28 protein-coding genes are annotated in these 23,684 nt (G+C 69.1%); 16 read left to right on the forward strand and 12 right to left on the reverse strand.

Annotation, left to right across the window (positions count from 1 at the left end):
* The first annotated feature begins 54 nt into the window (after positions 1-54).
* Positions 55-798, forward strand: coding sequence for a bifunctional 2-polyprenyl-6-hydroxyphenol methylase/3-demethylubiquinol 3-O-methyltransferase UbiG (gene ubiG / locus Q0812_RS11415; protein WP_302110466.1), 744 nt, complete (start codon positions 55-57; stop codon positions 796-798).
* Between the two features lie 30 nt (positions 799-828).
* On the opposite strand, the gene Q0812_RS11420 is transcribed toward ubiG, so the two are convergent.
* The 4 genes from Q0812_RS11420 to Q0812_RS11435 are packed head-to-tail and all read right to left on the reverse strand — an operon-like array spanning position 829 to position 3,218.
* On the reverse strand, positions 829-1,263 hold the full coding sequence (locus tag Q0812_RS11420) for a DUF1178 family protein (protein WP_302110467.1): 435 nt from the start codon (positions 1,261-1,263) through the stop codon (positions 829-831).
* On the reverse strand, positions 1,260-2,075 hold the full coding sequence (locus Q0812_RS11425; RefSeq protein ID WP_302110468.1) for a carbon-nitrogen hydrolase family protein: 816 nt from the start codon (positions 2,073-2,075) through the stop codon (positions 1,260-1,262). The genes Q0812_RS11420 and Q0812_RS11425 overlap by 4 nt, the downstream gene beginning before the upstream one ends.
* Before the next feature lie 17 nt (positions 2,076-2,092).
* Entirely contained in the window at positions 2,093-2,356 is a 264-nt protein-coding gene (grxC, locus tag Q0812_RS11430) for a glutaredoxin 3 (RefSeq protein ID WP_302110469.1), read from the reverse strand.
* 46 nt (positions 2,357-2,402) lie between these two features.
* Positions 2,403-3,218: a ComF family protein gene (locus tag Q0812_RS11435; protein ID WP_302110470.1), complete on the reverse strand. Its 816-nt coding sequence runs from the start codon at positions 3,216-3,218 to the stop codon at positions 2,403-2,405.
* Here Q0812_RS11435 and Q0812_RS11440 point away from each other — a divergent pair.
* Positions 3,217-4,089 carry a class I SAM-dependent methyltransferase gene (locus Q0812_RS11440; RefSeq protein WP_302110471.1) on the forward strand — a complete coding sequence of 291 codons (873 nt, stop codon included), beginning with the start codon at positions 3,217-3,219 and terminating at the stop codon, positions 4,087-4,089. The genes Q0812_RS11435 and Q0812_RS11440 overlap by 2 nt on opposite strands.
* Here Q0812_RS11440 and Q0812_RS11445 read toward each other — a convergent pair.
* From Q0812_RS11445 to Q0812_RS11460, 4 genes are read right to left on the reverse strand one after another with little or no spacing between them, the layout of a single operon-like run.
* The gene (locus Q0812_RS11445; protein WP_302110472.1) at positions 4,086-4,274 is read right to left on the reverse strand and encodes a Flp family type IVb pilin; all 189 of its coding nucleotides are present in this window, start codon (positions 4,272-4,274) and stop codon (positions 4,086-4,088) included. The genes Q0812_RS11440 and Q0812_RS11445 overlap by 4 nt on opposite strands.
* Before the next feature lie 28 nt (positions 4,275-4,302).
* Positions 4,303-4,707: a (deoxy)nucleoside triphosphate pyrophosphohydrolase gene (locus tag Q0812_RS11450; RefSeq protein WP_302110473.1), complete on the reverse strand. Its 405-nt coding sequence runs from the start codon at positions 4,705-4,707 to the stop codon at positions 4,303-4,305.
* Positions 4,707-6,128 (reverse strand): bifunctional glutamate N-acetyltransferase/amino-acid acetyltransferase ArgJ, encoded by a 1,422-nt coding sequence (argJ, locus tag Q0812_RS11455; RefSeq protein WP_302110474.1) that lies wholly within the window; start codon positions 6,126-6,128, stop codon positions 4,707-4,709. Before argJ ends, Q0812_RS11450 begins: the two co-directional genes overlap by 1 nt.
* The gene (locus Q0812_RS11460) at positions 6,125-7,102 is read right to left on the reverse strand and encodes a peptidylprolyl isomerase (RefSeq protein WP_302110475.1); all 978 of its coding nucleotides are present in this window, start codon (positions 7,100-7,102) and stop codon (positions 6,125-6,127) included. Before Q0812_RS11460 ends, argJ begins: the two co-directional genes overlap by 4 nt.
* Before the next feature lie 230 nt (positions 7,103-7,332).
* Here Q0812_RS11460 and secA point away from each other — a divergent pair, with 230 nt between their 5' ends.
* The 3 genes from secA to Q0812_RS11475 all read left to right on the forward strand — a co-directional run bounded on the left by secA (position 7,333) and on the right by Q0812_RS11475 (position 12,705).
* Entirely contained in the window at positions 7,333-10,068 is a 2,736-nt protein-coding gene (gene secA / locus Q0812_RS11465; protein WP_302110476.1) for a preprotein translocase subunit SecA, read from the forward strand.
* Positions 10,069-10,167: 99 nt separating this feature from the next.
* A complete protein-coding gene (locus Q0812_RS11470; RefSeq protein ID WP_302110477.1) occupies positions 10,168-11,556 on the forward strand; it encodes a serine hydrolase domain-containing protein in 1,389 nt (462 codons plus the stop codon).
* Between the two features lie 48 nt (positions 11,557-11,604).
* Positions 11,605-12,705: a Rieske 2Fe-2S domain-containing protein gene (locus tag Q0812_RS11475; RefSeq protein WP_302110478.1), complete on the forward strand. Its 1,101-nt coding sequence runs from the start codon at positions 11,605-11,607 to the stop codon at positions 12,703-12,705.
* Positions 12,706-12,712: 7 nt separating this feature from the next.
* On the opposite strand, the gene Q0812_RS11480 is transcribed toward Q0812_RS11475, so the two are convergent.
* A complete protein-coding gene (locus Q0812_RS11480) occupies positions 12,713-13,330 on the reverse strand; it encodes a TetR/AcrR family transcriptional regulator (RefSeq protein WP_302110479.1) in 618 nt (205 codons plus the stop codon).
* A 197-nt stretch (positions 13,331-13,527) separates the two neighbouring features.
* Between Q0812_RS11480 and Q0812_RS11485 the strand changes: the two genes are divergently transcribed.
* Together Q0812_RS11485 and Q0812_RS11490 are read left to right on the forward strand one after the other, a co-directional pair.
* Entirely contained in the window at positions 13,528-13,731 is a 204-nt protein-coding gene (locus Q0812_RS11485) for a twin transmembrane helix small protein (RefSeq protein ID WP_302110480.1), read from the forward strand.
* Between the two features lie 5 nt (positions 13,732-13,736).
* Positions 13,737-14,309 carry a cob(I)yrinic acid a,c-diamide adenosyltransferase gene (locus Q0812_RS11490; RefSeq protein WP_302110481.1) on the forward strand — a complete coding sequence of 191 codons (573 nt, stop codon included), beginning with the start codon at positions 13,737-13,739 and terminating at the stop codon, positions 14,307-14,309.
* An 11-nt stretch (positions 14,310-14,320) separates the two neighbouring features.
* Here Q0812_RS11490 and Q0812_RS11495 read toward each other — a convergent pair whose 3' ends face one another.
* Together Q0812_RS11495 and Q0812_RS11500 are read right to left on the reverse strand one after the other, a co-directional pair.
* On the reverse strand, positions 14,321-15,187 hold the full coding sequence (locus Q0812_RS11495) for a dienelactone hydrolase family protein (protein WP_302110482.1): 867 nt from the start codon (positions 15,185-15,187) through the stop codon (positions 14,321-14,323).
* Between the two features lie 124 nt (positions 15,188-15,311).
* On the reverse strand, positions 15,312-15,584 hold the full coding sequence (locus Q0812_RS11500; RefSeq protein ID WP_302110483.1) for a hypothetical protein: 273 nt from the start codon (positions 15,582-15,584) through the stop codon (positions 15,312-15,314).
* A 130-nt stretch (positions 15,585-15,714) separates the two neighbouring features.
* Here Q0812_RS11500 and Q0812_RS11505 point away from each other — a divergent pair, with 130 nt between their 5' ends.
* Entirely contained in the window at positions 15,715-16,482 is a 768-nt protein-coding gene (locus Q0812_RS11505) for an electron transfer flavoprotein subunit beta/FixA family protein (RefSeq protein WP_302110484.1), read from the forward strand.
* Position 16,483: 1 nt separating this feature from the next.
* Positions 16,484-17,413, forward strand: a complete 930-nt coding sequence (locus Q0812_RS11510) for an electron transfer flavoprotein subunit alpha/FixB family protein (RefSeq protein ID WP_302110485.1) — start codon at positions 16,484-16,486, stop codon at positions 17,411-17,413.
* 73 nt (positions 17,414-17,486) lie between these two features.
* Here the strand turns inward: Q0812_RS11510 and Q0812_RS11515 are convergent, their stop codons facing one another.
* Complete coding sequence (locus Q0812_RS11515; RefSeq protein ID WP_302110486.1) at positions 17,487-18,008, reverse strand: GNAT family N-acetyltransferase; 522 nt, start codon at positions 18,006-18,008, stop codon at positions 17,487-17,489.
* A gap of 46 nt (positions 18,009-18,054) precedes the next feature.
* Here Q0812_RS11515 and Q0812_RS11520 point away from each other — a divergent pair, with 46 nt between their 5' ends.
* The 7 genes from Q0812_RS11520 to dxs are packed head-to-tail and all read left to right on the forward strand — an operon-like array spanning position 18,055 to position 23,617.
* Positions 18,055-18,969 (forward strand): histone deacetylase family protein, encoded by a 915-nt coding sequence (locus Q0812_RS11520; RefSeq protein WP_302110487.1) that lies wholly within the window; start codon positions 18,055-18,057, stop codon positions 18,967-18,969.
* Complete coding sequence (locus Q0812_RS11525) at positions 18,969-19,583, forward strand: histidine phosphatase family protein (RefSeq protein WP_302110488.1); 615 nt, start codon at positions 18,969-18,971, stop codon at positions 19,581-19,583. Before Q0812_RS11520 ends, Q0812_RS11525 begins: the two co-directional genes overlap by 1 nt.
* Positions 19,584-19,618: 35 nt before the next feature.
* Positions 19,619-19,864: an exodeoxyribonuclease VII small subunit gene (locus Q0812_RS11530; protein WP_302110489.1), complete on the forward strand. Its 246-nt coding sequence runs from the start codon at positions 19,619-19,621 to the stop codon at positions 19,862-19,864.
* Positions 19,861-20,214: a tRNA-binding protein gene (locus Q0812_RS11535; protein WP_302110490.1), complete on the forward strand. Its 354-nt coding sequence runs from the start codon at positions 19,861-19,863 to the stop codon at positions 20,212-20,214. Before Q0812_RS11530 ends, Q0812_RS11535 begins: the two co-directional genes overlap by 4 nt.
* Complete coding sequence (locus tag Q0812_RS11540) at positions 20,214-21,107, forward strand: polyprenyl synthetase family protein (protein WP_302110491.1); 894 nt, start codon at positions 20,214-20,216, stop codon at positions 21,105-21,107. The genes Q0812_RS11535 and Q0812_RS11540 overlap by 1 nt, the downstream gene beginning before the upstream one ends.
* Position 21,108: 1 nt before the next feature.
* Entirely contained in the window at positions 21,109-21,666 is a 558-nt protein-coding gene (locus tag Q0812_RS11545) for a demethoxyubiquinone hydroxylase family protein (protein WP_302110492.1), read from the forward strand.
* 43 nt (positions 21,667-21,709) lie between these two features.
* The gene (gene dxs / locus Q0812_RS11550) at positions 21,710-23,617 is read left to right on the forward strand and encodes a 1-deoxy-D-xylulose-5-phosphate synthase (protein WP_302110493.1); all 1,908 of its coding nucleotides are present in this window, start codon (positions 21,710-21,712) and stop codon (positions 23,615-23,617) included.
* Positions 23,618-23,684 lie beyond the last annotated feature (67 nt).

Below are 23,684 nucleotides of genomic sequence, written 5' to 3' on the forward strand. Positions count from 1 at the left end.
TGCGGGGGCGCAATGACGGCTGATAACAACACCCCCGCCTCCGGACCAGCCCCCATGGCGCAAGGCGCCTCGGTGGACCCTGAGGAAGTGGCGCGTTTCTCGGCCATGGCCGAGCGCTGGTGGGACGCGCACGGGCCGTTCGCACCCCTGCACAAGTTCAACCCCGTGCGGCTGAAGTTCATCCGCGATCAGGCGGCGGCGCGCTTTGGCCGCGACATCCGGCAGGCCCGGCCGTTCGAGGGTCTGCGCCTGCTCGATATCGGCTGCGGCGGCGGCCTTTTGTCCGAGCCCATGGCGCGGCTGGGCTTTCAGGTCACGGCGGTGGATGCTTCCGAGCGCAACATCGGGGCGGCGCGGGCCCATGCCGAGGCGCAGGGGCTGAGCATCGACTATCGCTGCGACACGGCCGAGAACCTGCTGGCCGCCGGCGCGGGCCCCTTCGACCTCGTTCTGAATATGGAGGTGGTCGAGCACGTGGCCGATCCCGGCCAGTACCTGCGCGACACGGCGCGGCTCGCAGCGCCGGGCGGCATGATGATCGTCGCCACCCTGAACCGCACGCTGAAGGCCCTGGCCCTGGCCAAGATCGGGGCCGAGTACGTGCTGCGCTGGCTGCCGGCCGGGACCCATGACTGGTCCAAGTTCCTCAAGCCGGAGGAAGTTCGCGCCTTCCTCGACGGCGAGCCGGTGTCGGTCGAGGGACCGTTCGGCGTCAGCTACGACCCCCTGGCGGACCGCTGGAGCGAAACTTCCGACGCCTCGGTCAACTACATGATGACGGTGCTGAAGGCGGCCTAGAGCTGGACCGAAATCTCAGGCCTTTCCGGCCTAGTTGAGCTTGTCGGGATCGACGGGCGCGGGCGGCAGGGGCGCGAAGGGCACGCCGTCGGCCCTGAGCTCGGCGACTTCCTTGCCCGTCGCCTCGCCATAGATCTCGCGCTTCTCCGCCGAGCCTTCGTGGATGGCGCGGGCCTCGCGGGCGAAGGCGTCGCCGACATAGTCGAAGTTCTCCTCCACGTGGGCGCGGACCTTTTTGGCGGCCTCCATCATCAGGGTCTGCAGCCGAGGGTCGGGCGCCTCGGGCGCAGCGGCCCGCTTGGGGCTTTTAACCGCCGGAGCCATGATCTGCTTCCTGACCTCGCGCGAGGCGCAGAAGGGGCATTCCACCAGGCCGCGTTCCGCCTGGTCGTCATAGGCCGCCGACGAGGCGAACCAGGCCTCGAAGTCGTGGTCGGACGGACAGGTGAGGGCGTAACGGATCACGGGCCCTGGAACTCCCGGTCATGGGTCAGCTGAGGGATGGCGGCGCGGGCGCGCGCGACGGCCCCTAGATCGAGATCGGCGCTGAGAATGCAAGGCCGATCATGGTCGGCGGCGGCGACGACCTGACCCCACGGATCGACGATCAGGGAGCGGCCCCAGGTCGAGCGGCCGTCCTCATGCAGGCCGCCCTGGGCGGGCGCCAGAACGAAGGCGCCCGTTTCAATGGCGCGGGCGCGCAGCAGCACCTCCCAGTGGGCCTGGCCGGTCGGCACGGTGAAGGCGGCCGGCGCGGCGATCAGATCGGCCCCGGCCCGGGCCAGGGCCCGGAACAGGTGCGGAAAGCGGATGTCGTAGCAGACCGTCAGGCCCAGCCGCGCTTCGGGCACATCAGCGACGACCGCGCGTCCGCCCGGCGCCACGCCGTCAGACTCCCGCACGGACTCGCCTGTGGGCAGGTCCACGTCGAACAGATGGATCTTGTCGTAGCGGGCGATGATCTCACCATCGGGGCCGGCCAGCAGGGAGCGGTTCACGGCGCGGCCGTCCGGCCCCTTCAGCATGGCCGAGCCGATCAGCAGATGCACCGACAGTTCGCGCGCCAGGTCGCGCAGGCCGATGACGCAGGGATCGTCCCCTTCGGTCCGCAGGGCGGCGTCGCGCCGGTCGCGTCGGCGCTCGATCAGATTGACGGCCTCGGGGGTCAGGATCAGCGAGGCGCCGGTCTTGGCGGCCTCGCGGACCAGGGGCGCCACATGCTCCAGCGCGCGTTCCTGATCGGCAGGGGTTTGGGTCTGGACAAGGGCGACGCGCATTGCGCCAGCCTAGCAGATCACGCGGCGATCCCCAGCAGGGCGTCCAGCTTGCCGTCACGGTCGAGCGCATGCAGGTCGTCGCAGCCGCCGATGTGCTTTCCGTCGATGAAGATCTGCGGATAGGTCGCGCGGCCGGACCGGTCCATCATCTCGCGCCGCTTGTTCGGATCCACCGAGGCGACGATCTCTTCGTACTGGACGCCCTTGCGCTGCAGCAGGGCTTCGGCGCGCCCGCAATAGGGGCAGAAGGGCTTGGTGTAGATGACGACTTCGGCGGCCAAGGCGGTCTCCGTGGAGTGGGTGATGCGCAGCTAACGCACGAACGGCCTATCTGGTGACGTCGCGGCCCCGGTCAACCCGCGCCACCACCGCCAGATCGACGGCGGACGCTCCGGCGTCCAGCAGGGCCCTGGCGCAGGCGTCGGCGGTGGCGCCGGTGGTCAGCACGTCGTCGATCAGCAGGATGCGCTTGCCCTCCACCTGGGCGCGCCGGCTGTCCGGCACGGCGAAGGCCCCGCTGACGTTGCGGCGTCGGCCCGAGGCGCCCCGTCCGCCTTGCGTCTTCGTGGCGCGGGCGCGCACCAGGGCGTCGGGCAGGTACGCCCTGCCGGCCATGCGGGCCAGGGGCCGCGCGATCTCCGCGGCCTGATTGGCCCGTCGCGACAACAGCCGCAGGCGGTGCAGGGGCACGGGCGCTATGGCGTCGCAGGTCTCGATCAGGGGCGCTGCGGCGCGGTTCAGCCAGCGGGCGAACAGGGGCGCCAGCTCCAGCCGGTCGGCATGCTTGAACGGCAGGATCAGGTCGCGCGAGCCTTCGTCATAAAGGCAGGCGGCGCGCGCACGGGCGAAGCGGTGGGGCCGCGCCTGACAGCCCAAGCACCGGTCCGCCGGGTCCAGCGGCGCGAACTCGAAGGGCGCGCCGCAGCCGTCGCAGACCGGCTCCTCCAGAAAGGTCAGGCTCCGCCATCCCTCGAGCGACAGGCCGGGCGCCGCCAGCCCCGCAGCCCCGGAGCGCCCCGCCTGGTCCAGCGTGACAGGCGGCATGACCGCGTCCAGAAGACCGGCTGCGACCTCGCGCAGGCGAGGCCCAGGGGTCAGCCACGACTTGATCCGCGCCGCCGCCTCGTGGTCTTGGACGGCCATGAGCGCCCCCTCGATCTTTGATGCGCGCCTGCGCCGCCTGAGGCTTGAGCGCGCCGCCCGCATGGGGGTGGACGCCGACTTCCTGCGCGCGCGGGCCGCGGACGCCGCCGTGGACGCCCTGTCGGCGATCCTGCGCGATTTCGGGGTCGCCGTCGACATGACGGCCCGCACCGACGCGTTCGAGGAGGCGCTGAAGGGGTCGCCCGCCGAGTCACGCGTCGGAACCCTGATCAGGGCCGACCTGACGCCGCCGCCGGGAGGCGTGGCGCTCGATCCCGAGCGGCTGGCCCTGGCCCCGGAATCCGTGGACCTGATCGTCTCGCTGATGGGGCTGCACGTGGTGGACGACCTGCCTGGCGCCCTGGTGCAGATCAGGCGGGCGCTCAGGCCCGACGGCCTTTTCTACGGCGCCTTTCTGGGCGGGCGCAGCCTGTGGCAGTTGCGCGAGGTCCTGGCCGAGGCCGAGATGACGATCACCGGCGGCGCGGCCTTCCGCGTGGGGCCCATGGCCGACGCCCAGGACGCCGCCGGTCTGCTGCAGCGGGCGGGGTTCGCCCTGCCGGTGACGGCGACGGACCGGTTCACCGTGCGCTACGCCAGCCCCCTGCACCTGATCCGCGACCTGCGCGCCATGGGGGAGACCTTCGCCGCCCGGCAGCGAGGGCCGGCGTTGAGACGTGAAGTCATCGCCCTGGCCGCTCAGCTGTATACGGAGCGCCACGCCGAGGCCGACCGACGCATCCCCGCCGCCTTCGAGATCGTCAGCCTGTCGGGCTGGGCGCCGCACCCGGACCAGCAGAAGCCGCTGCGGCCGGGATCGGCAAAGGCGCGCCTGGCGGACGCGCTGGGCGTGCGCGAAACGAAAGTCTAACCGGGCGCGCCGCCCATGGCGGCGGCCAGCTTTCCCATGGCGGTGTTGAAGATGCCCGTGCCCTGATTGGCGAAGGCGGTCACGGCGCTGAGGATGACCAGGAACATCAGGGCCAGGATCAGGCCGTATTCGAGGGCGGTGGCGCCGGACTGATCGCCCGCGAAGCGGCGGAGGAAGCGGCACATGCCTGCGCCCTCCTTCTTCAGCGGGCCGTCAGAGGAAATCGCGCAGGTGCGCGACGAGCGGCGCGTCGGCCGGCGGCATGGGATAGTCCGAAAGCCGGTTCGGCTTCACCCAGGCCAGGGCGGCGTGGTGACGGTTCACCACGACCCCCTTCCAGCGACGCACCAGCCACAATGGCATGAGCAGGTGAAACGAATCGTAACCGTGGGACGCAAAAACGAACGGGGCCAGGCAGGCCTCGCTGACCTCGATGCCCAGTTCTTCGTGGAGTTCGCGGATCAGGGCGTCCTCGGGACGCTCGCCGGGCTCGACCTTGCCGCCCGGAAATTCCCACAGCCCCGCCAGGGCCTTGCCCTCGGGCCGCTGGGCGATGAGCACCCGGCCGTCCACGTCCACCAGGGCGGCGGCTACGACAAGAATGGTGGGCAGGGTCATCAGCTCCGGTAGTCGCCGTTGATGGCCACGTATTCCTTGGTCAGGTCGCAGGTCCAGACCGTCGCGTGGCCCCGGCCCACGCCCACATCCACGCGGATGTGGAGCTCTGAGCGCTTCATGTAGGCGCTCATCCGATCCTCGTCATAGCTGGGCGCGGGCGCCCCGTCGAAGGCGGCCTGGTTGGGACCGAAGGAGATGGCCAGACGGTCGCGGTCCACCGGCTCCTCCGTCTTGCCGACGGCCATGACGATGCGGCCCCAGTTGGCGTCCTCGCCGGCGAGGGCGGTCTTGACCAGCGGGCTTTCGGCGATGGCCTTGGCCAGCTTGCGGGCGCTGGCGGGCGACTGGGCGCCGGTGACCTCCACCTGGACGAACTTGCGAGCCCCCTCGCCGTCGCGGACCAGCTGATGGGCCAGGTCGAGCAGGACCGCTTCCAGCTTGGCCGAAAAGTCCGCCAGCCGCCGATCACCGACACGGCCGATGCGCGGGGCCGCCGACGCGCCGGTCGCGAACAACAGCAGGGTGTCGTTGGTCGAGGTGTCTCCGTCCACGGTCACGCTGTTGAAGGTGGAGCGCACGTGCAGGGACAGCAGGGCCCGCAGCACCGCCGGAGACAGGTCGGCGTCGGTGAAGACGAAGCCCAGCATGGTGGCCATGTCCGGCGCGATCATGCCCGAACCCTTGGCCACGCCGACGATATTGACCTTGCGGCCTTCGATCTCGGCCACCGCGCAGGCGCCCTTGGGGAAGGTGTCGGTCGTCATCAGCGCCCGGCCGACGGACAGCCAGTCCGGCGCGGCCAGATCCCGGGCGACGCTGGGCAGGCGAGCGGCGATCTTGCGATCGTCCAGCACCTGGCCGATCACCCCGGTGGAGGCCAGCATGACGTCGCGCTGGCGGCAGCCCAGTCGTTTGGCCGTTTCCGACGCCGTGCGGCGGGCCGCATCGGCCCCGGGCTTGCCTGTAAAGGCGTTGGCGCAGCCGGCGTTGACCACCAGGGCGCGGACATCCTCGCCGCCGGTCATTTCCAGGTGGCGCTTGCACCAGTCCACGGGCGCCGAGCCGATCTGGTGACGGGTGAACACGCCCGCGCAGTTGGCGCCCTGGGGGAAGTTGAAGACCACCAGGTCCTCGCGGTCGTGCTTGTAGAAGCCGGCGCGCGCCGTCGCGGCCAGAACCCCGCCCACCGGGGGCATTTCGGGAAAGGGAACAGCCAGGGGCGAGACGGCGATGCCGGGCTTGCCCGCGGTTCCCTCCCCCGGCGCGGTCGACGTCTTCTTGGCCGCCTTCTGGCCCGAGGCCTTCTTCAGGGCCGAGGCCAGGGGATCGAACGCGCGCTCCAGGGACTGCCCCACCGCTTCGACGGCGGCGACGCGGCCGGGACGGCCCTTGGGCGACGGGGGCGTGGGCTTGCGGGTCATTGCGCGCCCTTGGTTGCGGGCGCGGCCGGTTGGGCGGGGGCGGCCTGAGAGGGGGGCGCAGAGGCCGGCTCCTCCGGCGCGCCGGGCACCTGCATGGGATCGCCGCGCAGCAGAGTCTCCACCTGGGCGCGGCCGCGCAGCCGCTCAAGCAGGCGCCGAACCTCCTCATAGGTCAGGTAGCGGATGATCTGCGGCCGCGCCTGCTCCAGGGTCGGCGGCTCCTCCCGACGGCGGTCCTCGACCCTGAGCAGAGCCCACCCCCGGTCCGTCTGGAACGGTCCCACCGTGTCGCCCGCCGCCGCCCCCTCCAGGGCCTGGGCATAGGCGTCCGGCATGACGTCAGCCGTGAAATAGCCCAGGTCGCCGCCGTTGAATCGGGTCTGGTCGTCCAACGACCGCTCGATGGCCAGGGCTTCAAAGGAGGCCCCGGCCGCCAGAAGGCTGCGGATCGCGTCGGCGTCCTGGCGGGTGCGCATCAGGATCAGGCGGGCGCGGATCTCCTCAGACTCCCGGGCCAGGCGGCGCTGCTCTTCATAGAGCGTCTGAATGGCGGCGTCGGAAATGGCGCCGTCCACCACCGACTCCACCAGCATGTCGCCAAGAATGCGCTCACGGGCGGCCGCGAGGCGCCGCTGGGCGATGGGGCTGTCGTCCAGGTTCCGACGCGCGGCCTCGCGGGCCAGCAGCTTCTGATCGACCACCTCGTCCAGCACGCGGCGGAACAGCGCGGAGGCGGGGTCCAGCGGCTCGCCCTCGCCGACCAGCCCCTGGGCCACGGCCTCGCGCTTCACGTCCGAGGCCCAGACCGTCTCGCCCTCCACCCGGGCCACGGCCACATCCCCAGGCTGGGGCGGGCGCTCATCCCCGCCGCTGCGATTGCAGGCCGCCAGCGTCAGGGTCAGGGTCAGCGCCAGGATGAGGGCTCCGGCGCCGGACAGGCCGTGAAGGCGGGGGACGGGACTCGACAGCGCCATGGCAAGACTCCTTACGACGGGCTGGGGGACGGGGGGCGACCTCTCGCAAACCCCTGTCGTTGACAGGGCTTTGGGGGGTGCTTAAGTCTCGCGCGCGCCCAAGTCGAGGGGTTTTCCGAAGACGGCCCTAGCCCTTTTCGAGGCCCGCTTCCGGCGCGATCCGCCCGCTCCCAGGCGACCATTTCCCTTTTGGCCACGCAAAGCAGACGTGGCCCTCGCACGGACCCCCCATGCTCGGCATCGCCAAGAAGCTTTTCGGCTCTTCCAACGACCGCAAGGTCAAGACCTATCTCGCTCGCGTCCAGAAGATCAACGCGCTGGAGCCGCAGTTCGAGAAGCTCTCGGACGGCGAGCTGCGTATGATGACGCAGACCTTCAAGGATCGGCTGGCCGGCGGCGAGAGCCTGGACGCCATCCTGAACGAAGCCTTCGCCGCGGTGCGCGAGGCGGCCAAGCGCACCCTGGGCCAGCGTCACTACGACGTGCAGCTGGTGGGCGGCATGGTGCTGCACGACGGCGGCATCGCCGAGATGCGCACGGGCGAAGGCAAGACTCTGGTGGCCACGGCCCCCGTCTATCTCAACGCCCTGGCCGGCAACGGCGTCCACGTCATCACGGTCAACGACTACCTCGCCCGGCGCGACGCCGACTGGATGGGCCGGGTCTACGGCTTCCTCGGCCTCGAGGTGGGCGTGATCATCAACGGTCTGTCCCAGGGCCAGCGCCAGTCGGCCTACAGCGCCGACATCACCTACGGCACCAACAACGAGTTCGGCTTCGACTACCTGCGCGACAACCTCTGCTACGACCGGCGCGAGATGGTCCAGCGCGGCCACAGCTTCGCCATCGTCGACGAGGTGGACTCGATCCTGATCGACGAGGCGCGCACGCCGCTGATCATCTCGGGTCCGACCGAGGACCGCTCGGACTTCTACCGGGTCGTCGACGCCCTGGTGAAGGAGCTGGTCAAGGACACCGAGACCTACGACCTTGACGAGAAGCAGCGCCAGGTCCTGCTGACCGAGAAGGGCTCGGAGCTGATCGAGGACACCCTGATGAAGGCGGGGCACCTGGCCGAGGATACGGCCGGCCTCTACGACGCCGCCAACATCACCGCGGTGCACCACGTCAATCAGGCGCTGCGGGCCAACACCCTGTACCAGCGGGACAAGGATTACATCGTCAAGGGCGGCGAGATCATCCTGATCGACGAGTTCACCGGCCGCATGATGCACGGCCGGCGCCTGTCCGAGGGCCTGCACCAGGCCATCGAGGCCAAGGAAGGCGTGGATATCCAGCCCGAGAACCAGACCCTGGCCTCGGTGACGATCCAGAACTACTTTCGTCTCTACGACAAGCTCTCGGGCATGACCGGCACGGCCGCCACCGAGGCGTCGGAGTTCCACGACATCTACAAGATGGAAGTGGTGGAGATCCCCACCAACCGCCCCATCAAGCGCATCGACTTCGACGACGAGGTCTATCGCACCGGCGCCGAGAAAAACGCTGCCATCATCGAGCAGATCAAGGACTGCGTGACGCGCCAGCAGCCGATCCTGGTGGGCACGGTCTCCATCGAAAAGTCCGAGCAGCTGTCCGAGCTGCTCCAGAAGGAGCGCATTCCGCACAACGTGCTGAACGCGCGCCACCACGAGCAGGAGGCCTTCATCGTCGCCGAGGCGGGTCTGCCGGCCGCCGTGACTATCGCCACCAACATGGCCGGGCGGGGCACCGACATCCAGCTGGGCGGCAACCTCGACATGCGGATGATCCGCTGGCGCCAGGAGCAGCGCGCCCAGGGGATCGAGCCGACGCCCGAGCAGGAAAAGTCTGAAGAGACCCGCATCAAGGCCGAGATCGACGAGAAGAAGCAGGTGGCCCTGGCCGCCGGCGGCCTGTTCGTCCTGGGCACGGAGCGGCACGAGAGCCGCCGCATCGACAACCAGCTGCGCGGCCGCACCGGCCGTCAGGGCGACCCCGGCACGTCCAAGTTCTACCTGTCGTGCGAGGACGACTTGCTGCGCATCTTCGCCGGCGAGCGGCTGGACGCCATCATGCGCAGCTTCGGCGTGAAGGAAGGCGAGGCGATCACGCACAAGTGGCTGAACGCCGCCATCGAAAAGGCCCAGACGCGGGTCGAGCAGCGCAACTACGAAATCCGCAAAAACCTCCTGAAGTACGACGACGTCGTCAACGACCAGCGCAAGGCCGTCTTCGAACAGCGCCAGGAGTTCATGGACTCCAACGACCTGTCCGAGCTGGTGGACGAGTTCCGCCGCGACACCGTCAGCGACATGGTCGAACGCTTCATGCCGCCCAAGGCCTATGCCGAGCAGTGGGACGTGGAGGGCCTGAACGAGCGCGTGAAGAACGTGCTGGGCCTCGAGCTGCCCATCGCCGACTGGGCCGCCGAGGAAGGCGTCTCCAACGAGGAGATCGAAGAGCGGCTCCAGGCCGCCTCCGAGGCCCGGGCCAAGGAGCGGCTGGAGACCATCGGGCCGGACCAGATGCGCCGGCTGGAGAAGCAGTTCCTGCTGCAGATGATCGACCTGCAGTGGCGCGAGCACCTGGTTCACCTGGATCACCTGCGCGCGGTCATCGGCCTGCGCGGCTACGGCCAGCGCGACCCGCTGAACGAGTACAAGACCGAAGCCTTCGCCCTGTTCGAGACCCTGCTGACGGACCTGCGCCACAACGTGACGCGCTGGCTGATGACGGTGGAGTTCCGCTTCGAGGCCCCGCCGCCGCCGGTGGGCCTGCAGGAAATCCATCTCAATCCGCTGACCGGCGAGAACGAGATGACCCATCCGGCGGCCCAGATGCCCGAGGGCGAACTGCCGGCCGAGGAGCGCGCCCGCCTGCCGGCGTCCATGCTGCCGCCGGGCTGGGAGCGCACCAGCCGCAACGCCGACTGTCCGTGCGGTTCGGGCCGCAAGTTCAAGCACTGCCACGGCGCGCTGGTCTGACGCAGGGCAGATGTTGCGAAACCGCCTGATGATGGGCCGCTACGATTGTAGCGTCACTTAAGGCGGCCTAAGGCTTCATATCTAAGTGTGGAGCCTTGGATGATACGTATTCTTTCTGTTTTCGCGGTCCTGCTGGTCGCCTCGGCGGCGGCCACTGAGCCGTATGCGGACTACATGCAAGCCAGGCTTGCCCTGGGTCACTTCAATGGCTCCGTGGGTGTCTACCAGAACGGCGAGCCCCTCTTCGAGGGCGGCTACGGCTGGTCAGACCTGGAGTTCACCACCGAGGCCCAGGCGGATACGCGATATGCTGTTGCGTCCATCACGAAGCAGTTCACCGCCGTGGCGGTGCTGCAGTTGCAGGAAGCTGGACGCCTTCGGCTGGGGGATAGCATCTGCCTTCACCTAACCCCCTGCCCCGAGGGCTGGCGGCCGATCACCATCCAGCACCTGCTCCAGCATGAATCGGGCCTGGTGGATTATGAAGAGCCCAGAGGCTTGGGTTCTCCCGATTATCTCGCCTTCGTCGTCAAGCCAGATCACATCGACCGGATTGTGTCGGAGGCTGCCGAAGCGCCGTTGGAGTTCACGCCGGGAACGCGCTTTCACTACTCCAACACCGGCTATGTGGTGCTCTCGCGGATGATCGAGCAGGTCTCGGGAGAGACTTTTGACGCCTACATGCGCGGGCACGTCCTTGAGCCCGCCGGGATGACCCAGTCCTCCATCATTGGTAGCGCCGTCGCCTCTCGTCTGGCTCATGGCTATGAGCTGGCAGGCCAGAATCTGCGCCGCTACGCCGAGGGGCGGGATATCCGAAGCGGAGCCGATATCAGGCCGGCCGTCATGGGCCGCTTCTCCGGCGCGCACGGGGACGCCAATCTTGTCTCCACGGTTGGCGACCTGGCCAGATGGACCCGAGCGTTGAAGTCGGGGCGTCTTATATCTGCGCAGTCCCTCGAAATGATGCTGACCCCTGGACGGGCGCAATATGGGCTGGGCGTTGAGGTCAGCGTCGTCGAAGGCCGGCGGCGAGTCACGCACACGGGAGGACTGCCCGGATATGCGGCTCGACTGACCTGGTATCCAGACGAGGACCTGACCATCGCCGTTCTCAGCAATCTTACAGGGTCGCAGTTCTCTCGCGTGTCCAATGACCTTGAGGCCATAACGCGGGGCCAGCCCTACACTCAGCCGCGCGCATACCGGATCGTGGATCTGCCGCAGGAGACGCTGGGCCTGCTGGCGGGCGCCTATGCTATGCCGAACGGCGAGGCGTCGATCACCCTGACGGAGAATGGGCTTGAGTACCGGGCCCCTGGCGGCGCGCGAGCGCTGCTCATGCCCCTGGGGCCGACATCCTTCTATGTGCCGCTCGTCGAGGGTGAGATGACCCTGGATGGTCAGGCGCTAGTGCTGCGATACCGCGGAATCGAGGCGCATGGGCGCCGCGTCACGGAAGGCGGCGGCGGCGCCGCCGGCAGCTAAGGAACCTTCCCGATTCCCCTTTGGCGCCGCTCGTTCTAGACAGGCGCCATGAGCGCCGCCGAAAGCACCGCCAAGCCGTCTGACAGCCAGGCCTTTGGCCGCGGCTTCCTGCGCGACATCTGGTACTTCCTGGGCCTGGGTTCGGAGATCGCCCCCGGCGCCATGGAGCGCCGCGAGGTGCTGGGCGAGCCGGTGCTGGTGGGCCGCACCCGCGCTGGACAGCCCTACGCCATGAGGGACATCTGCCCGCACCGGGCCGCGCCCCTGTCGGCCGGGCGCATGGTCGAGCACCCCCGCGAGGGCGAGACGGTCGAGTGCTGCTATCACGGCTGGCGCTTCCGCCCCGATGGCGTCTGCGCGGCCATCCCGTCGCTGACGGCGGATCAGGAGACGGACCCGTCCCGCATCCGGGTGCGGTCCTATCCTCTGGTGGAGAGCCAGGGCCTGCTGTTCATCTGGATGGCCGCGGACGCGCGCAACCCGTCAGAGCCCGATCACCCGCCGCCCGTCTTCGACGGCGTGGTGGGCGGCGCCCCCAAGCTGATCGAGCGGCGGCTCTTCCAGGCGCATCTGGACCACGCCGTCGTCGGCCTGATGGACCCGGCCCATGGTCCCTATGTGCATCAGCAGTGGTGGTGGCGCACCTCGGCCAGCCAGCACGAGAAGTCCAAGGCCTTCGGCCCGCGCGAGTACGGCTTCGCCATGGAGCGGCACCGGCCGTCATCCAACAGCCGCGCCTATCGCATTCTGGGCGGCGCGCCGGAGACCGAGATCACCTTCCGCCTGCCGGGCCTGCGCTGGGAGCATATCCGCGTGGGCCAGCGCCAGGTGCTGGCCCTGACGGGACTGACGCCGCTGAACGACAGCCAGACGCGCATCACGCAAATCTTCTGGTCCGACCACCCGGTCTTCGCCCTGGCCAAGCCCTTCCTGAAGGCAGGCAGCCGCGCCTTCCTCAAGCAGGACGGCGACATGGTCGATCTGCAGAACGAAGGCCTGAAGTACGACCCAAGCCTGATCTGGATCGACGACGCCGACACTCAGGCCAAGTGGTACCAGCAGCTGAAGCGCGAATGGACAAAGGCCCGAGCCGAAGCCCGGGCCTTCAACAATCCGGTCAAGCCGCGCACGCTGCGCTGGCGCAGCTAGCGGTTCGCTAGAGGGCGCGCGCGCCCGTGAGCAGCAGCTGGGCCGCCTGGTCCAGCCGCTGCTGCACCACTTCGCGCGGCAGGTTGTGGTCGGCGGCGCGGCGCATCTGGGCCTGGCAGCCGTCCCAGATCCATTCGGCGGCGCCCGAGGCGTCCAGACGATCCGACAGCTCGCCCTTGCGCGCGCCGTCCTCGAGCACGCCGCTGAGCACGCTGACAGGTTCGCGCAGCGCTTCGCGGATGCGGTCGGCGTCCGGGCGGCCGGCGCAGACCTGGCTGATGGCCGCGCGCAGCAGGGAAAGGCGGTGCTGGGACCGGTCGGCCACGGTGTGCAGCACCGAGACGAGGCGCTGATCGACCTGTTCGCCCTGCTCGGCCGCGGCGCGCATCTCTTCGCTGAGGCCCTGGATCTCCTCGACCAGAACGGCGTCGATCAGATCGTCCTTGTCCTTGAAGTTGGCGAAGACCGCGCCCGTGGACATGCCCGCCAGGGCGGCCACGTCGCGGATGGTGCAGGCGGCGTAGCCCCCCTCGCTAAGCAGCTTGCGGGCGGCGTCCAGCACCTTGGCGCGGGTGCGCATCTTGGCTTGTTGACGCAGGTTCGGACGGGGGCTGGTGGCGGTCATTGGGGGGTACGCATGCCTCGATACTGGAATCGGACGGCCCTAGGTGGGGCCGGGCTCCGGCTGTTAAACGGGGGTGTGTGGATGAATCCTTGCGGCGCGTGGTCGCAGTACGGATTTCTGATGGAAATTTGTCCGGGCCCCGATGTGCCGGGCCGCAGGCCATGGCGATAGCGGGGCGAAGGGGCTAAATCATGGCCATGGCCCAGACGCTGAACATCCTGATCCTGGTCGCTATCGCCGCGGTGACCGTCACGCTCGGCTTCGGCATCTATGCGCTCTATCGCGGCGGCGAGTTCGGGCGCTCCCACTCCAACAAGCTCATGCGCCTGCGTATCGTGCTGCAGGCCACGGCCATCGCGCTGCTGGCGGTGGCGGCCTTCATCAGCGGCCGGCTGGGTTAGGCCGCGTGGTCACGCTCAACCGCATCTACACCCGCACCGGCGACAAGGGATCGACCCGGCTGGCCACGGGCCAGAGCGTCTCCAAGTCCGATCCGCGCGTCGCCGCCTATGGCGAGGTGGACGAGCTGAACGCCGTCATCGGTCTGGCGCGGCTGGAGACGGCGGCCCACGAGTGGATCGACCAGGCGCTGTCCCGCATCCAGAACGAGCTGTTCGACCTGGGCGCCGATCTGGCCACGCCCGACGACCCCAGCCTGAAGTTCACCCCCCTGCGCATCGTCGCCTCTCAAGTCGAACGGCTGGAGGCCGAGATCGACGAGGCCAACGGCGCGCTGGAGCCGCTGAACTCCTTCGTCCTGCCGGGTGGAAGCGGCCTGGCGGCCCACCTGCATCTGGCGCGCACGGTCTGCCGCCGGGCCGAGCGCGCCGCGGTGGCGCTGGTCGAGAGCGGCGCGGCCGTCTCGCCCGAGGCGGTCAAGTATCTGAACCGTCTGTCGGACCTGCTGTTCGTCCTGTCCCGCACCGCCAACGGCAATGGGGCCGGCGACGTGCTGTGGAAGCCCGGCGCGACGCGGTGACTGGCCTGGACCTACGTTAGGTGCGCCGCCAAAAAATCAAGATAGCGCTCGCGCGCCAAAGCGGCGGCGGATGCGGCGTAGGACTGGGGATTGGTCCGATCATAGAACGCATGCCCCGCCCCTTCGTACGCGTAGTCTTCGGCCAGGCCGCCTGCTGCACGAATGCGCGCTGCTAGAGCTTCGATGTCGGCGGGCTTCACCACATAATCATTGAGTCCGTAATGCATTTGGACCGGCGCTCGGATTGGGTCCTCAATCTCGAGCAAATCCAGGGCGGGATCTGAGGCCGTCTTGAACCGCGCCTCCAAGCGAGGAGCTCCGTAGAACGAAACTGCGGCAGCGACCCTAGGGTCGCGGGCGGCGTAGCGGACGGCGCGAATTCCTCCCCCACAGAAGCCGACGACGCCAATGCGCTCAGAGGAAGGACACGTCGCCAGGAGGAAGTCTGCCGCTCCGGCGGTTTCGGCCAGTTCTTCGCGAACATAGGCCTCGGTTCGGTAACGGCCCTCCCCCTGATCATCCCGCCATAGATCGCCGGATGTCATGCCGGGTTGTCGTGAGAAACGACGTACGGCCAAGGCTGCGAAGCCGGCTTGGGCAAGTTCATCCGCCGTGAGCCTATGAGAAGCGGGCAGGCCGAATTCACCATGCAGAATAACGACGGCGCCTCGATATCGGTTCTGCTCGGACTGCGGCGTGGCGAGATAACCGCCTACGGCTCCCACCGAGGTAGGAAATGTCACCTCTTCAGTCGTTATGGGCTGCAGGAAGTTGGCGGCCCTTGCGCGGGCCGTGACCAGCGAGATGGCCCCGATCGCCGCCAAACGACCGAGGAGCGTACGCCGCGCCGGCTGTTCGCATTCATCAGGTAGGCACATGATACTTTTCTCCGACCCACACCGGGCGATAGGGCCAGACTGTCGCTACAATTGTAGCGAGGCAAATTAAATAGCGGTCACTTTGATCCGGCTCCACTCGCGCAACAGAGTTGCGCAAGTGGGTCTACTCCCCCCGCGCCCTGGCCTCTTCGGACAGCTTCTCGGCGGCGGCGCGGCGCGAGGCGGCCTCGCGGCTTTCGCCCGGCTGACGGCCGGTGATGTTGGGAATGTAGATGACGTCCCCACAGATGCGCGTGGCCGGATCCCACCAGTCGCCGCGCCCCTCGCATTCCTTCTGCGGCCCGGCCCAGTAGATTTGATAGACGCCGACGCCGACGACGCCGAGGACGAACAGGGCCACGAAGATCAGGCGCAGGCGGGTGAGCGAGCGGTTCATGGGCCGATGCATGGCGCGAGCGCGAGCGGCCTGCAAGAGGCTTCCCCCGCGTTACGTTGACAGGGCCGCGCGCGGACGCCAAAGGTCGCCGCGAATTTCCCACTTTGCGTGATGTCCAAGGAGCCCGCCGATGAAGGTGCTGGTCCCGGTCAAACGGGTGATCGACTACAACGTCAAGGCGCGGGTGAAGCCCGACCAGTCGGGCGTCGACCTGGCCAACGTCAAGATGAGCATGAACCCCTTCGACGAGATCGCCGTCGAGGAGGCCGTGCGTCTGGTCGAGGGCAAGGAGCATCACGCCGCCGGCACGGCCACCGAAATCGTCGTCGTCTCGATCGGCCCGGCCCAGGCGCAGGAGACCATCCGCACCGCCCTGGCCATGGGCGCGGACCGGGGCGTGCTGATCCAGTCGGACAGCGACCTTGAGCCCCTGGCCGTGGCCAAGGTGCTGCAGAAGGTGGTCGAAGAAGAGCAGCCCAATCTGGTCCTCATGGGCAAGCAGGCCATCGACGGCGACAACAACGCCGTGGGCCAGATGCTGGCGGCCCTGCTGGGCTGGCCCCAGGCCACCTTCGCCTCGAAGCTGGTCGTCGCGGGCGACAGCGCCGAGGTGACGCGCGAGATCGACGGCGGCCTGCAGACGCTGAAGGTGTCGCTCCCCGCCGTGGTGACGACGGACCTGCGCCTGAACACGCCGCGCTATGCGTCGCTTCCCAACATCATGAAGGCCAAGAAGAAGGAGATCGCCATGAAGGCGGTCGCCGACTACGGCGTCGATACCGCGCCGCGCCTGAAGGTGCTGAAGGTGACCGAGCCGCCCAAGCGTCAGGCGGGCGTCAAGGTCGACAACGCGGCCGACCTGGTCGCCAAGCTGCGCAACGAAGCGGGAGTGCTCTGATATGGCCGTTCTCGTCATCGCCGATCACGACAACGCGCACCTGCGCGACACCACCCACAAGACGGTCACGGCCGCGCGCGCCCTGTCGGGCGACATCGACGTGCTGGTGCTGGGCCAGAACTGCGCCGCCGCCGCCAAGGAAGCCGCCGGCATCGAAGGCGTGCGCAAGGTGCTGACCGCCGAGAGCGCCGGGCTGGACAAGATGATCGCCGAGGCCGTCGAGGCCGTGGTCCTGCCGCTCATGGACGGTTACGACGCCGTCCTGACCCCGGCCACCTCGGCGGGCAAGAACTTCGCCCCGCGCATCGCGGCCAGGCTGGACACAGCGCCCCTGACCGACGTGGTCGAGGTGGTGGACGCCTCCACCTTTGTGCGTCCCATCTATGCGGGCAACGCCCTGGAGACGGTGCAGTCGAACGAGGCCAAGAAGGTCATCACCGTGCGGCCGACCACCTTCAAGGCGGCGGGGACGGGCGGCTCAGCCACCGTCGAAAGCATCGCGGGCGCCGATGCGCCCAAGACGACCTTCGTCTCCGAAGAGATGGTCAAGTCCGACCGGCCCGAGCTGGGCGCGGCCAAGATCGTCGTTTCGGGCGGGCGGGCCATGGGCTCGGCCGAGGAGTTCAAGGCCGTCATCGAGCCCCTGGCCGACAGGCTGGGCGCCGCCGTGGGCGCTTCGCGCGCCGCGGTCGATGCGGGCTACGCTCCCAACGACTATCAGGTGGGCCAGACCGGCAAGGTGGTGGCGCCGCAGCTGTACATCGCCATCGGCATCTCGGGCGCCATCCAGCACCTGGCGGGCATGAAGGACTCCAAGGTCATCGTGGCCATCAACAAGGACGCCGACGCCCCCATCTTCCAGGTGGCGGACTACGGCTGGGTCGCCGACTACAAGACCGCCGTGCCTGAACTCATGAAAGCTTTGGGCTGATGAAGGCGCTGGGCTGACGTCCGCCTGAAGGGCCGGCCAGGCGCCAGGCGTCCCTGGGGGGCGGCGCCCCCCTCTATCCCCGCCGCAGGATGAACTCGTGGTCCAGCCAGCGGCCGACGGGATAGTCGTACTCGCCCGCCTTCTCGAAGCCGTAGTGGGCGTAGAGGCGCTGGGCCTTGAGGTTGCCGCTCCAGACCCCGATCCACTCCGGCCCCGTGGTGTGGGCGTCCATCCATTCCAGCGCGGTTTCCAGCAGCGCCCGGCCCAGCCCCAGCCCCTGGGCGTCGCGATCCACATAGAGGCGCTTCAGCTCGCTGTGCTCGGGCGTCAGGTCCGGGTGCGGCAGGCGCGCGGACCCCACATGGGCGAAGGCCAGGATGCGGCCCTGATCCTCCGCCGCCCACCACATCTCCTTCGGATCGAGCAGGGTCTCAAGCACCGGCCCCGGCTCGAAGGCCGTGGCCAGATAGGCGGCCAGATCCTCCGGCGGATAAGGAATCCCGAAGCCCTCGACGAAGGTCTGGACGAAGGTGCGCTTGCCCAGCGCCGCCAGCTGGGGCGCGTCGTCCGGCGTGGCGGGGCGGAGGATCGTCATGCACACGGCCTTAGCGCGGGGTGACGGACCCGGCTAGACTGGCGGCATGAGCGTGCCCGTCTTCACCCACCCCGACATGCTGAACCACGACCCCGGCGCCGGTCATCCGGAGCACGCCGGACGGCTGGCCGCCGTGCTGGCGGGGCTGGAGGATGCGGGGCTCGCCGGCGATCGCCGCGCGGCGGAGGAGGCGTCGGTCCAGGACCTGGAGCGGGTGCATCCGCGCGCCCTGGTCGAGCGCATCATCGCCGCCAGTCCGGCCGAGGGCCGCGTGCAGCTGGACCCCGACACGGCCCTGTCGCCGGGCAGCGTGCGCGCCGCGCGGCTGGCGGCCGGCGCCGTGGGGCAGGCCGTCGAAGCGGTGGCGGCGGGCGAACTGATCCGGGCCTTCTGCGCCGTGCGGCCGCCGGGCCACCATGCCGAGCCGGACCGGCCCATGGGCTTCTGTCTGTTCTCGAACGTGGCCGTAGCGGCCCGCAAGGCCCAGACGCTGGGCCTGAAACGCGTGGCGGTGGTCGATTTCGACGTGCATCACGGCAACGGCACCCAGGCCGCCTTCGAGGCCGATCCGAACCTGTGGCTGGGCTCGATCCACCAGCATCCGCTCTATCCAGGGACGGGGCGCGCGGATGAGACGGGCGTCGGCAACATCGTCAACGCGCCGGTGCCGCCCCACGCCGCGCGCGAGGCCTGGCGCGGCGCCTTCGTCGGCCTTGTCCAGCGCATGGACGCTTTCCAGCCCGATCTGATCCTGATCTCGGCGGGCTTCGACGCGCATCGCCGTGACCCGCTGGCGCACCAGTCGCTGGAGGCCGAAGACTTCGCCTGGGCGACCCGCGCGGTCGTCGAAGCTTCGCAAGGGACAGCGCGGGGCCGGGTTGTCTCGACTCTGGAGGGCGGCTACGACCTTGAAGCGCTGGGCCGTTCGGCCGCCGCGCATGTGGGGGCGTTGGAGGCTTGATGGAGGGACGCGGCACACACGACGCCGCCGCACAGGTTCCAGCCCGCCCCGGCGCCATCATCCTGGCCCGGCATGGCGAGCCCGCCCTGTCGCGCCGCTGCAAGCTGACCTCGGCCGAGTATCGCGCCTGGTGGGACCGCTACGAGGAGGGCGGGCTGCTGCCCGGCCAGGTTCCGCCCGATCACCTGAAATCCACCGCCAACGGCTGCGCCGCGGTGCTGGCCTCGGTGCGCCCCCGCGCCCTGGAGACGGCCCGGGCGCTGCTGGGAGAGCGCGCCTTCGACACCGACGCCCTGTTCATCGAGGCGCCCCTGCCGCCGCCGCGCTTTCCCGACTGGATTCGTCTGTCGCCCAGGAACTGGGGCGGGGTGGCCCGCTTCTGGTGGTGGTTCTTCGATCACCACGAAGGCCAGGAGCGCCGCCACGAGGCCGAGGCGCGGGCCAGGGCCGCCGCCGACATCCTGATCGACAGGGCCAAGGGCGGCGACGTGCTGCTGCTGGCGCACGGCTTCTTCAACGCCATGATCGGTCAGGAGCTGAAGAAGCGCGGCTGGCGCGTGACCCTGAACGAAGGCTTTAAGTACTGGTCGGCGCGCCGGTTCGAGAAGCGGTGATTGCGGCCACGCGGGGCCGCCGCTAGGTTCGCGCCATGTCTGACACGCAGGATGTATCGGCCCTCTCCTTCGAGGAAGCCCTGGCCCAGCTGGAGCGCATCGTCGCGGAGCTGGAGTCCGGCCAGGCGCCGCTGGAGCGCTCGGTCGAGATCTATACGCGCGGGGCGGCGCTGAAGGCCCATTGCGAGCAGCGGCTGAACGAGGCGCGCCTGCGTGTCGAGAAGATCATGGTGGGGCCGGACGGAAAGGCCGCGGGCGCCGAGCCCGCCGACTTCTCGTGAGCGGCCCGGCCGCCGCACAGATCAGCTTTGACGACTTCCTCAAGGTCGATGTGCGCAAGGGCACGGTGGTCCGGGCCGAGGCCTTTCCCGAGGCGCGCAAGCCCGCCTTCAAGCTGACCATCGATCTGGGCCCCGAGATCGGCGTGAAGCGCTCGTCGGCCCAGATCACCGAGCACTACACGCTGGAGCAGCTGCCGGGCCGGCCGGTGGCCTGTGTGGTGAACTTTCCGCCGCGCCAGATCGGCCCCTTCATGTCCGAGGTGCTGACCCTGGGTTTCCCGGACGCCCACGGCAAGGTGGTGCTGGTCACGGTGGACCGCGACTGCCCCGACGGCGGGCGGCTGTTCTGATGCCCTCTTCCTCGCCCGATGTGAGGAAGGCGCTCGACGCGGCGGCCGACCTGGTGACCGTGGCGCTGGACGAGCTGTTGCCGCGCGCCGACGGCCCGGAGACCCGACTTACCGAGGCCATGCGCTATGCGGCGCTGGGGCCCGGCAAGCGCCTGCGCCCCTTCTTCGCCCTTGAGACCGCCAAGCTGTTCGACGCCGAGGAACAGGCGGTGTTGCGCGCGGCCTGCGCGCTGGAATGCCTGCACGCCTACAGCCTGATCCACGACGATCTGCCGGCCATGGACGACGACGACACGCGTCGCGGCCGACCGGCGGTGCACAAGGCCTATGACGAGGCCACGGCCATACTGGCGGGCGACGCCCTGCAGGCGGCCGCCTTCGAGATCCTGGCCGACCCGGACACGCATCGCAGCGCCGAGGTGCGCTCGGAACTGGTGCTGCGGATGGCCATGGCCGCCGGCGCCCGCGGCATGTGCGGCGGCCAGATGATCGATCTGATGGGGGTGCGCGACGACCTGGGCGGCGTGGCGCGCATGCAGCGTCTGAAGACCGGCGCCCTGATCGCCTGCGCCTTCGAGATTCCGATCATCATCGCCCGGCCCGAGGAGCGCGCGCGTCAGGCCCTGATGATGTTCGCCCAGGACCTGGGCCTGGCCTACCAGATCATGGACGACCTGCTGGACGCCGAGGGCGATCCCAAGGCGCTGGGCAAGGCCGCGCGCAAGGACGCCAGGCGCGGCAAGGCCAACTTCGTCACCCTTCTGGGCGTGGACGCCGCGCGTCAGCGGCTGGATCACCTGACCCAACAGTCCAAGGCTCACCTCGACGTGTTCGGCCCCGACGCCGAAATGCTGCGCCGGGTGGCGGATTTCATGCTGCAAAGACGCGCCTGAGATGACGGTCAACACCTCGATCGCGGCGCGGATTCTGAGGGTCAATCACGGCGGCGAACACGGCGCGATCTTTATCTACAGCACGCAAATCGCCGTGGCGCGGTGGCGTGCGCCGGACCTCATACCGTTCCTGAAGGAGGCGCTGGATCACGAGCAGGCTCACAAGGCGCGGTTCAGGTCCCTCATGCCCGCCCGCGAGGCCAAGCCCTGCCGCCTCATGTGGATCTGGGCGGGCGGCGGCGCTCTTCTCGGCCTAGTCACCGGGTTGCTCGGACGCGAGGCGATCCTCGCCTGCACAGAAGCGGTGGAGCGAACCGTCCATGGCCATCTGACCGACCAATGCAGGTGGGCCAGGGGTCGCGATCCCGAGCTCCTTCATGCGATCAGCCAAGTACAGGCCGAAGAAGAGGCGCACATCGCCTACGCTGTGAACACGCGGCTCGGCCACGGCCAAGCCTGGCTGGCGAGCCTCATCGGCGGAGTCACCGAGGGGCTAATCTGGGTCTCCACGCGCGGGGATTCCCGCCGGCTGGCTGGGGAGCTTGCTCACCTCGCATGAATGGCCTCGCGCGCGTCGGCAAGAGCGCGTAAAACGCCAGCCCATGCCTGAGACCCCGCACCTCGACGCCATCGCCTCGCCCGCCGACCTGAAGGGCAAGACCATCGGCGAGCTGAGGATTATCGCCGACGAACTGCGCGCCGAGACCATCGACGCCGTCAGCCAGACGGGCGGGCACCTGGGTTCAGCCCTGGGCGTCATCGAGCTGACCGTGGCGCTGCACCACGTGTTGGACACGCCCCAGGACATCCTGATCTGGGACGTGGGCCACCAGGCCTATCCCCACAAGATCCTGACCGGGCGACGCGACCGCATCCGCACCCTTCGCCAGGGCGGCGGCCTCAGCGGTTTCACCAAGCGCGCCGAGAGCGAATACGACCCGTTCGGCGCCGCCCACGCCTCCACCTCCATCAGCGCGGCGCTGGGCTTCTGCGTGGCGCGCGATCAGCGCGGCTCGGACGAAAGGGTCGTGGCCGTCATCGGCGACGGCTCCATGAGCGCGGGCATGGCCTACGAGGCCATGAACAACGCCGAGGCCACCAATGGCCAGCTGATGGTCATCCTCAACGACAACGACATGTCGATCGCGCCCCCGGTGGGCGGCATGAGCGCATACCTCGCCAAGCTGGTCTCGGGCGGCGCCTACCGGTCCATGCGCAAGATGGGCAAGGCCATGGCGGGCGTCCTGCCCCAGTCGCTGCAGCAGGCGGCGCGCAAGGCCGAGGAATACGCGCGCGGCATGGTGACGGGCGGCACCTTCTTCGAGGAGCTGGGCTTCTACTATGTCGGTCCGGTCGACGGGCATGACCTGGACGCCCTGACCCCGATCCTGAGGAACGCCGCCCAGATCACCGACCGGCCGGTCCTGGTCCACGTGGTCACCAAGAAGGGCAAGGGCTATGGCCCGGCCGAGAACAGCGCCGACAAGTACCACGGCGTCGTCAAGTTCGACGTCATTTCGGGTGCCCAGCAGAAGGCGCCGTCGAACGCCCCCAGCTACACCAAGGTGTTCGGGACCGAGCTGATCAAGCGGGCCGAGCGCGACCCCAAGATCGTCGCCATCACCGCCGCCATGCCTTCGGGCACCGGCCTTGACCTGTTCGGCCAGGCCTTCCCCGAGCGCACCTTCGACGTGGGCATCGCCGAGCAGCACGCCGTCACCTTCGCGGCCGGTCTGGCGGCCGGGGGCCTGAAGCCCGTCTGCGCCATCTATTCGACCTTTCTCCAGCGTGGTTACGACCAGGTGGTCCACGACGTGGCCATCCAGTCGCTTCCGGTGCGCTTCGCCATGGACCGCGCGGGCCTCGTGGGCGCCGACGGCGCCACCCACGCCGGCAGTTTCGACATCGGCTATATGGGCGCCCTGCCCGGCATGGTGCTGATGGCCGCCGCCGACGAGGCCGAGCTGGCCGCCATGATCGCCACCTCGCTCGAGATCGACGATCGGCCCAGCGCCTTCCGCTATCCGCGCGGCGACGGCGAGGGCGTCGAGATCCCCGAACTGGCCGCGCCGCTCGAGATCGGCAAGGGCCGCATCGTCCGCGAAGGCACGTCGGTGGCCATCCTGTCCCTGGGCACGCGCCTGGGTGAAAGCCTGAAGGCCGCCGAGCTTCTGGCCGCGCGCGGCGTCTCGGCCACGGTCGCCGACGCCCGCTTCGCCAAGCCGTTGGATGAGGAGCTGATCCTGCGCCTGGCCCGCGAGCACGAGGCTCTGGTCACTGTCGAGGAGGGCGCCATGGGCGGCTTCGGCGCCTTTGTCCTGCAAATGCTGGCGGCGCGCGGCGTGCTGGACGGCGGGCTAAAGATCAGGACGCTGACCCTGCCGGACCGCTTCCAGGACCAGGACAAGCCCGAGCTCATGTACGCCACCGCCGGCCTGGATGCGCGCGGCATCGCGGCGTCGGCCCTTGAGGCTCTGGGCGTGCCGGCCGAGCGCGCGGCCAGAGCCTGATCAGGCGCCTGACCGGCTTGCCGTGAGGCGCGTCCACCGCTACCACCGAGCGGCAGACCCATTATTC

Origin of the sequence: Peiella sedimenti, assembly GCF_030504955.1 — a bacterium.
GTDB classification, from domain to species: Bacteria; Pseudomonadota; Alphaproteobacteria; order Caulobacterales; family Caulobacteraceae; genus Brevundimonas; species Brevundimonas sedimenti.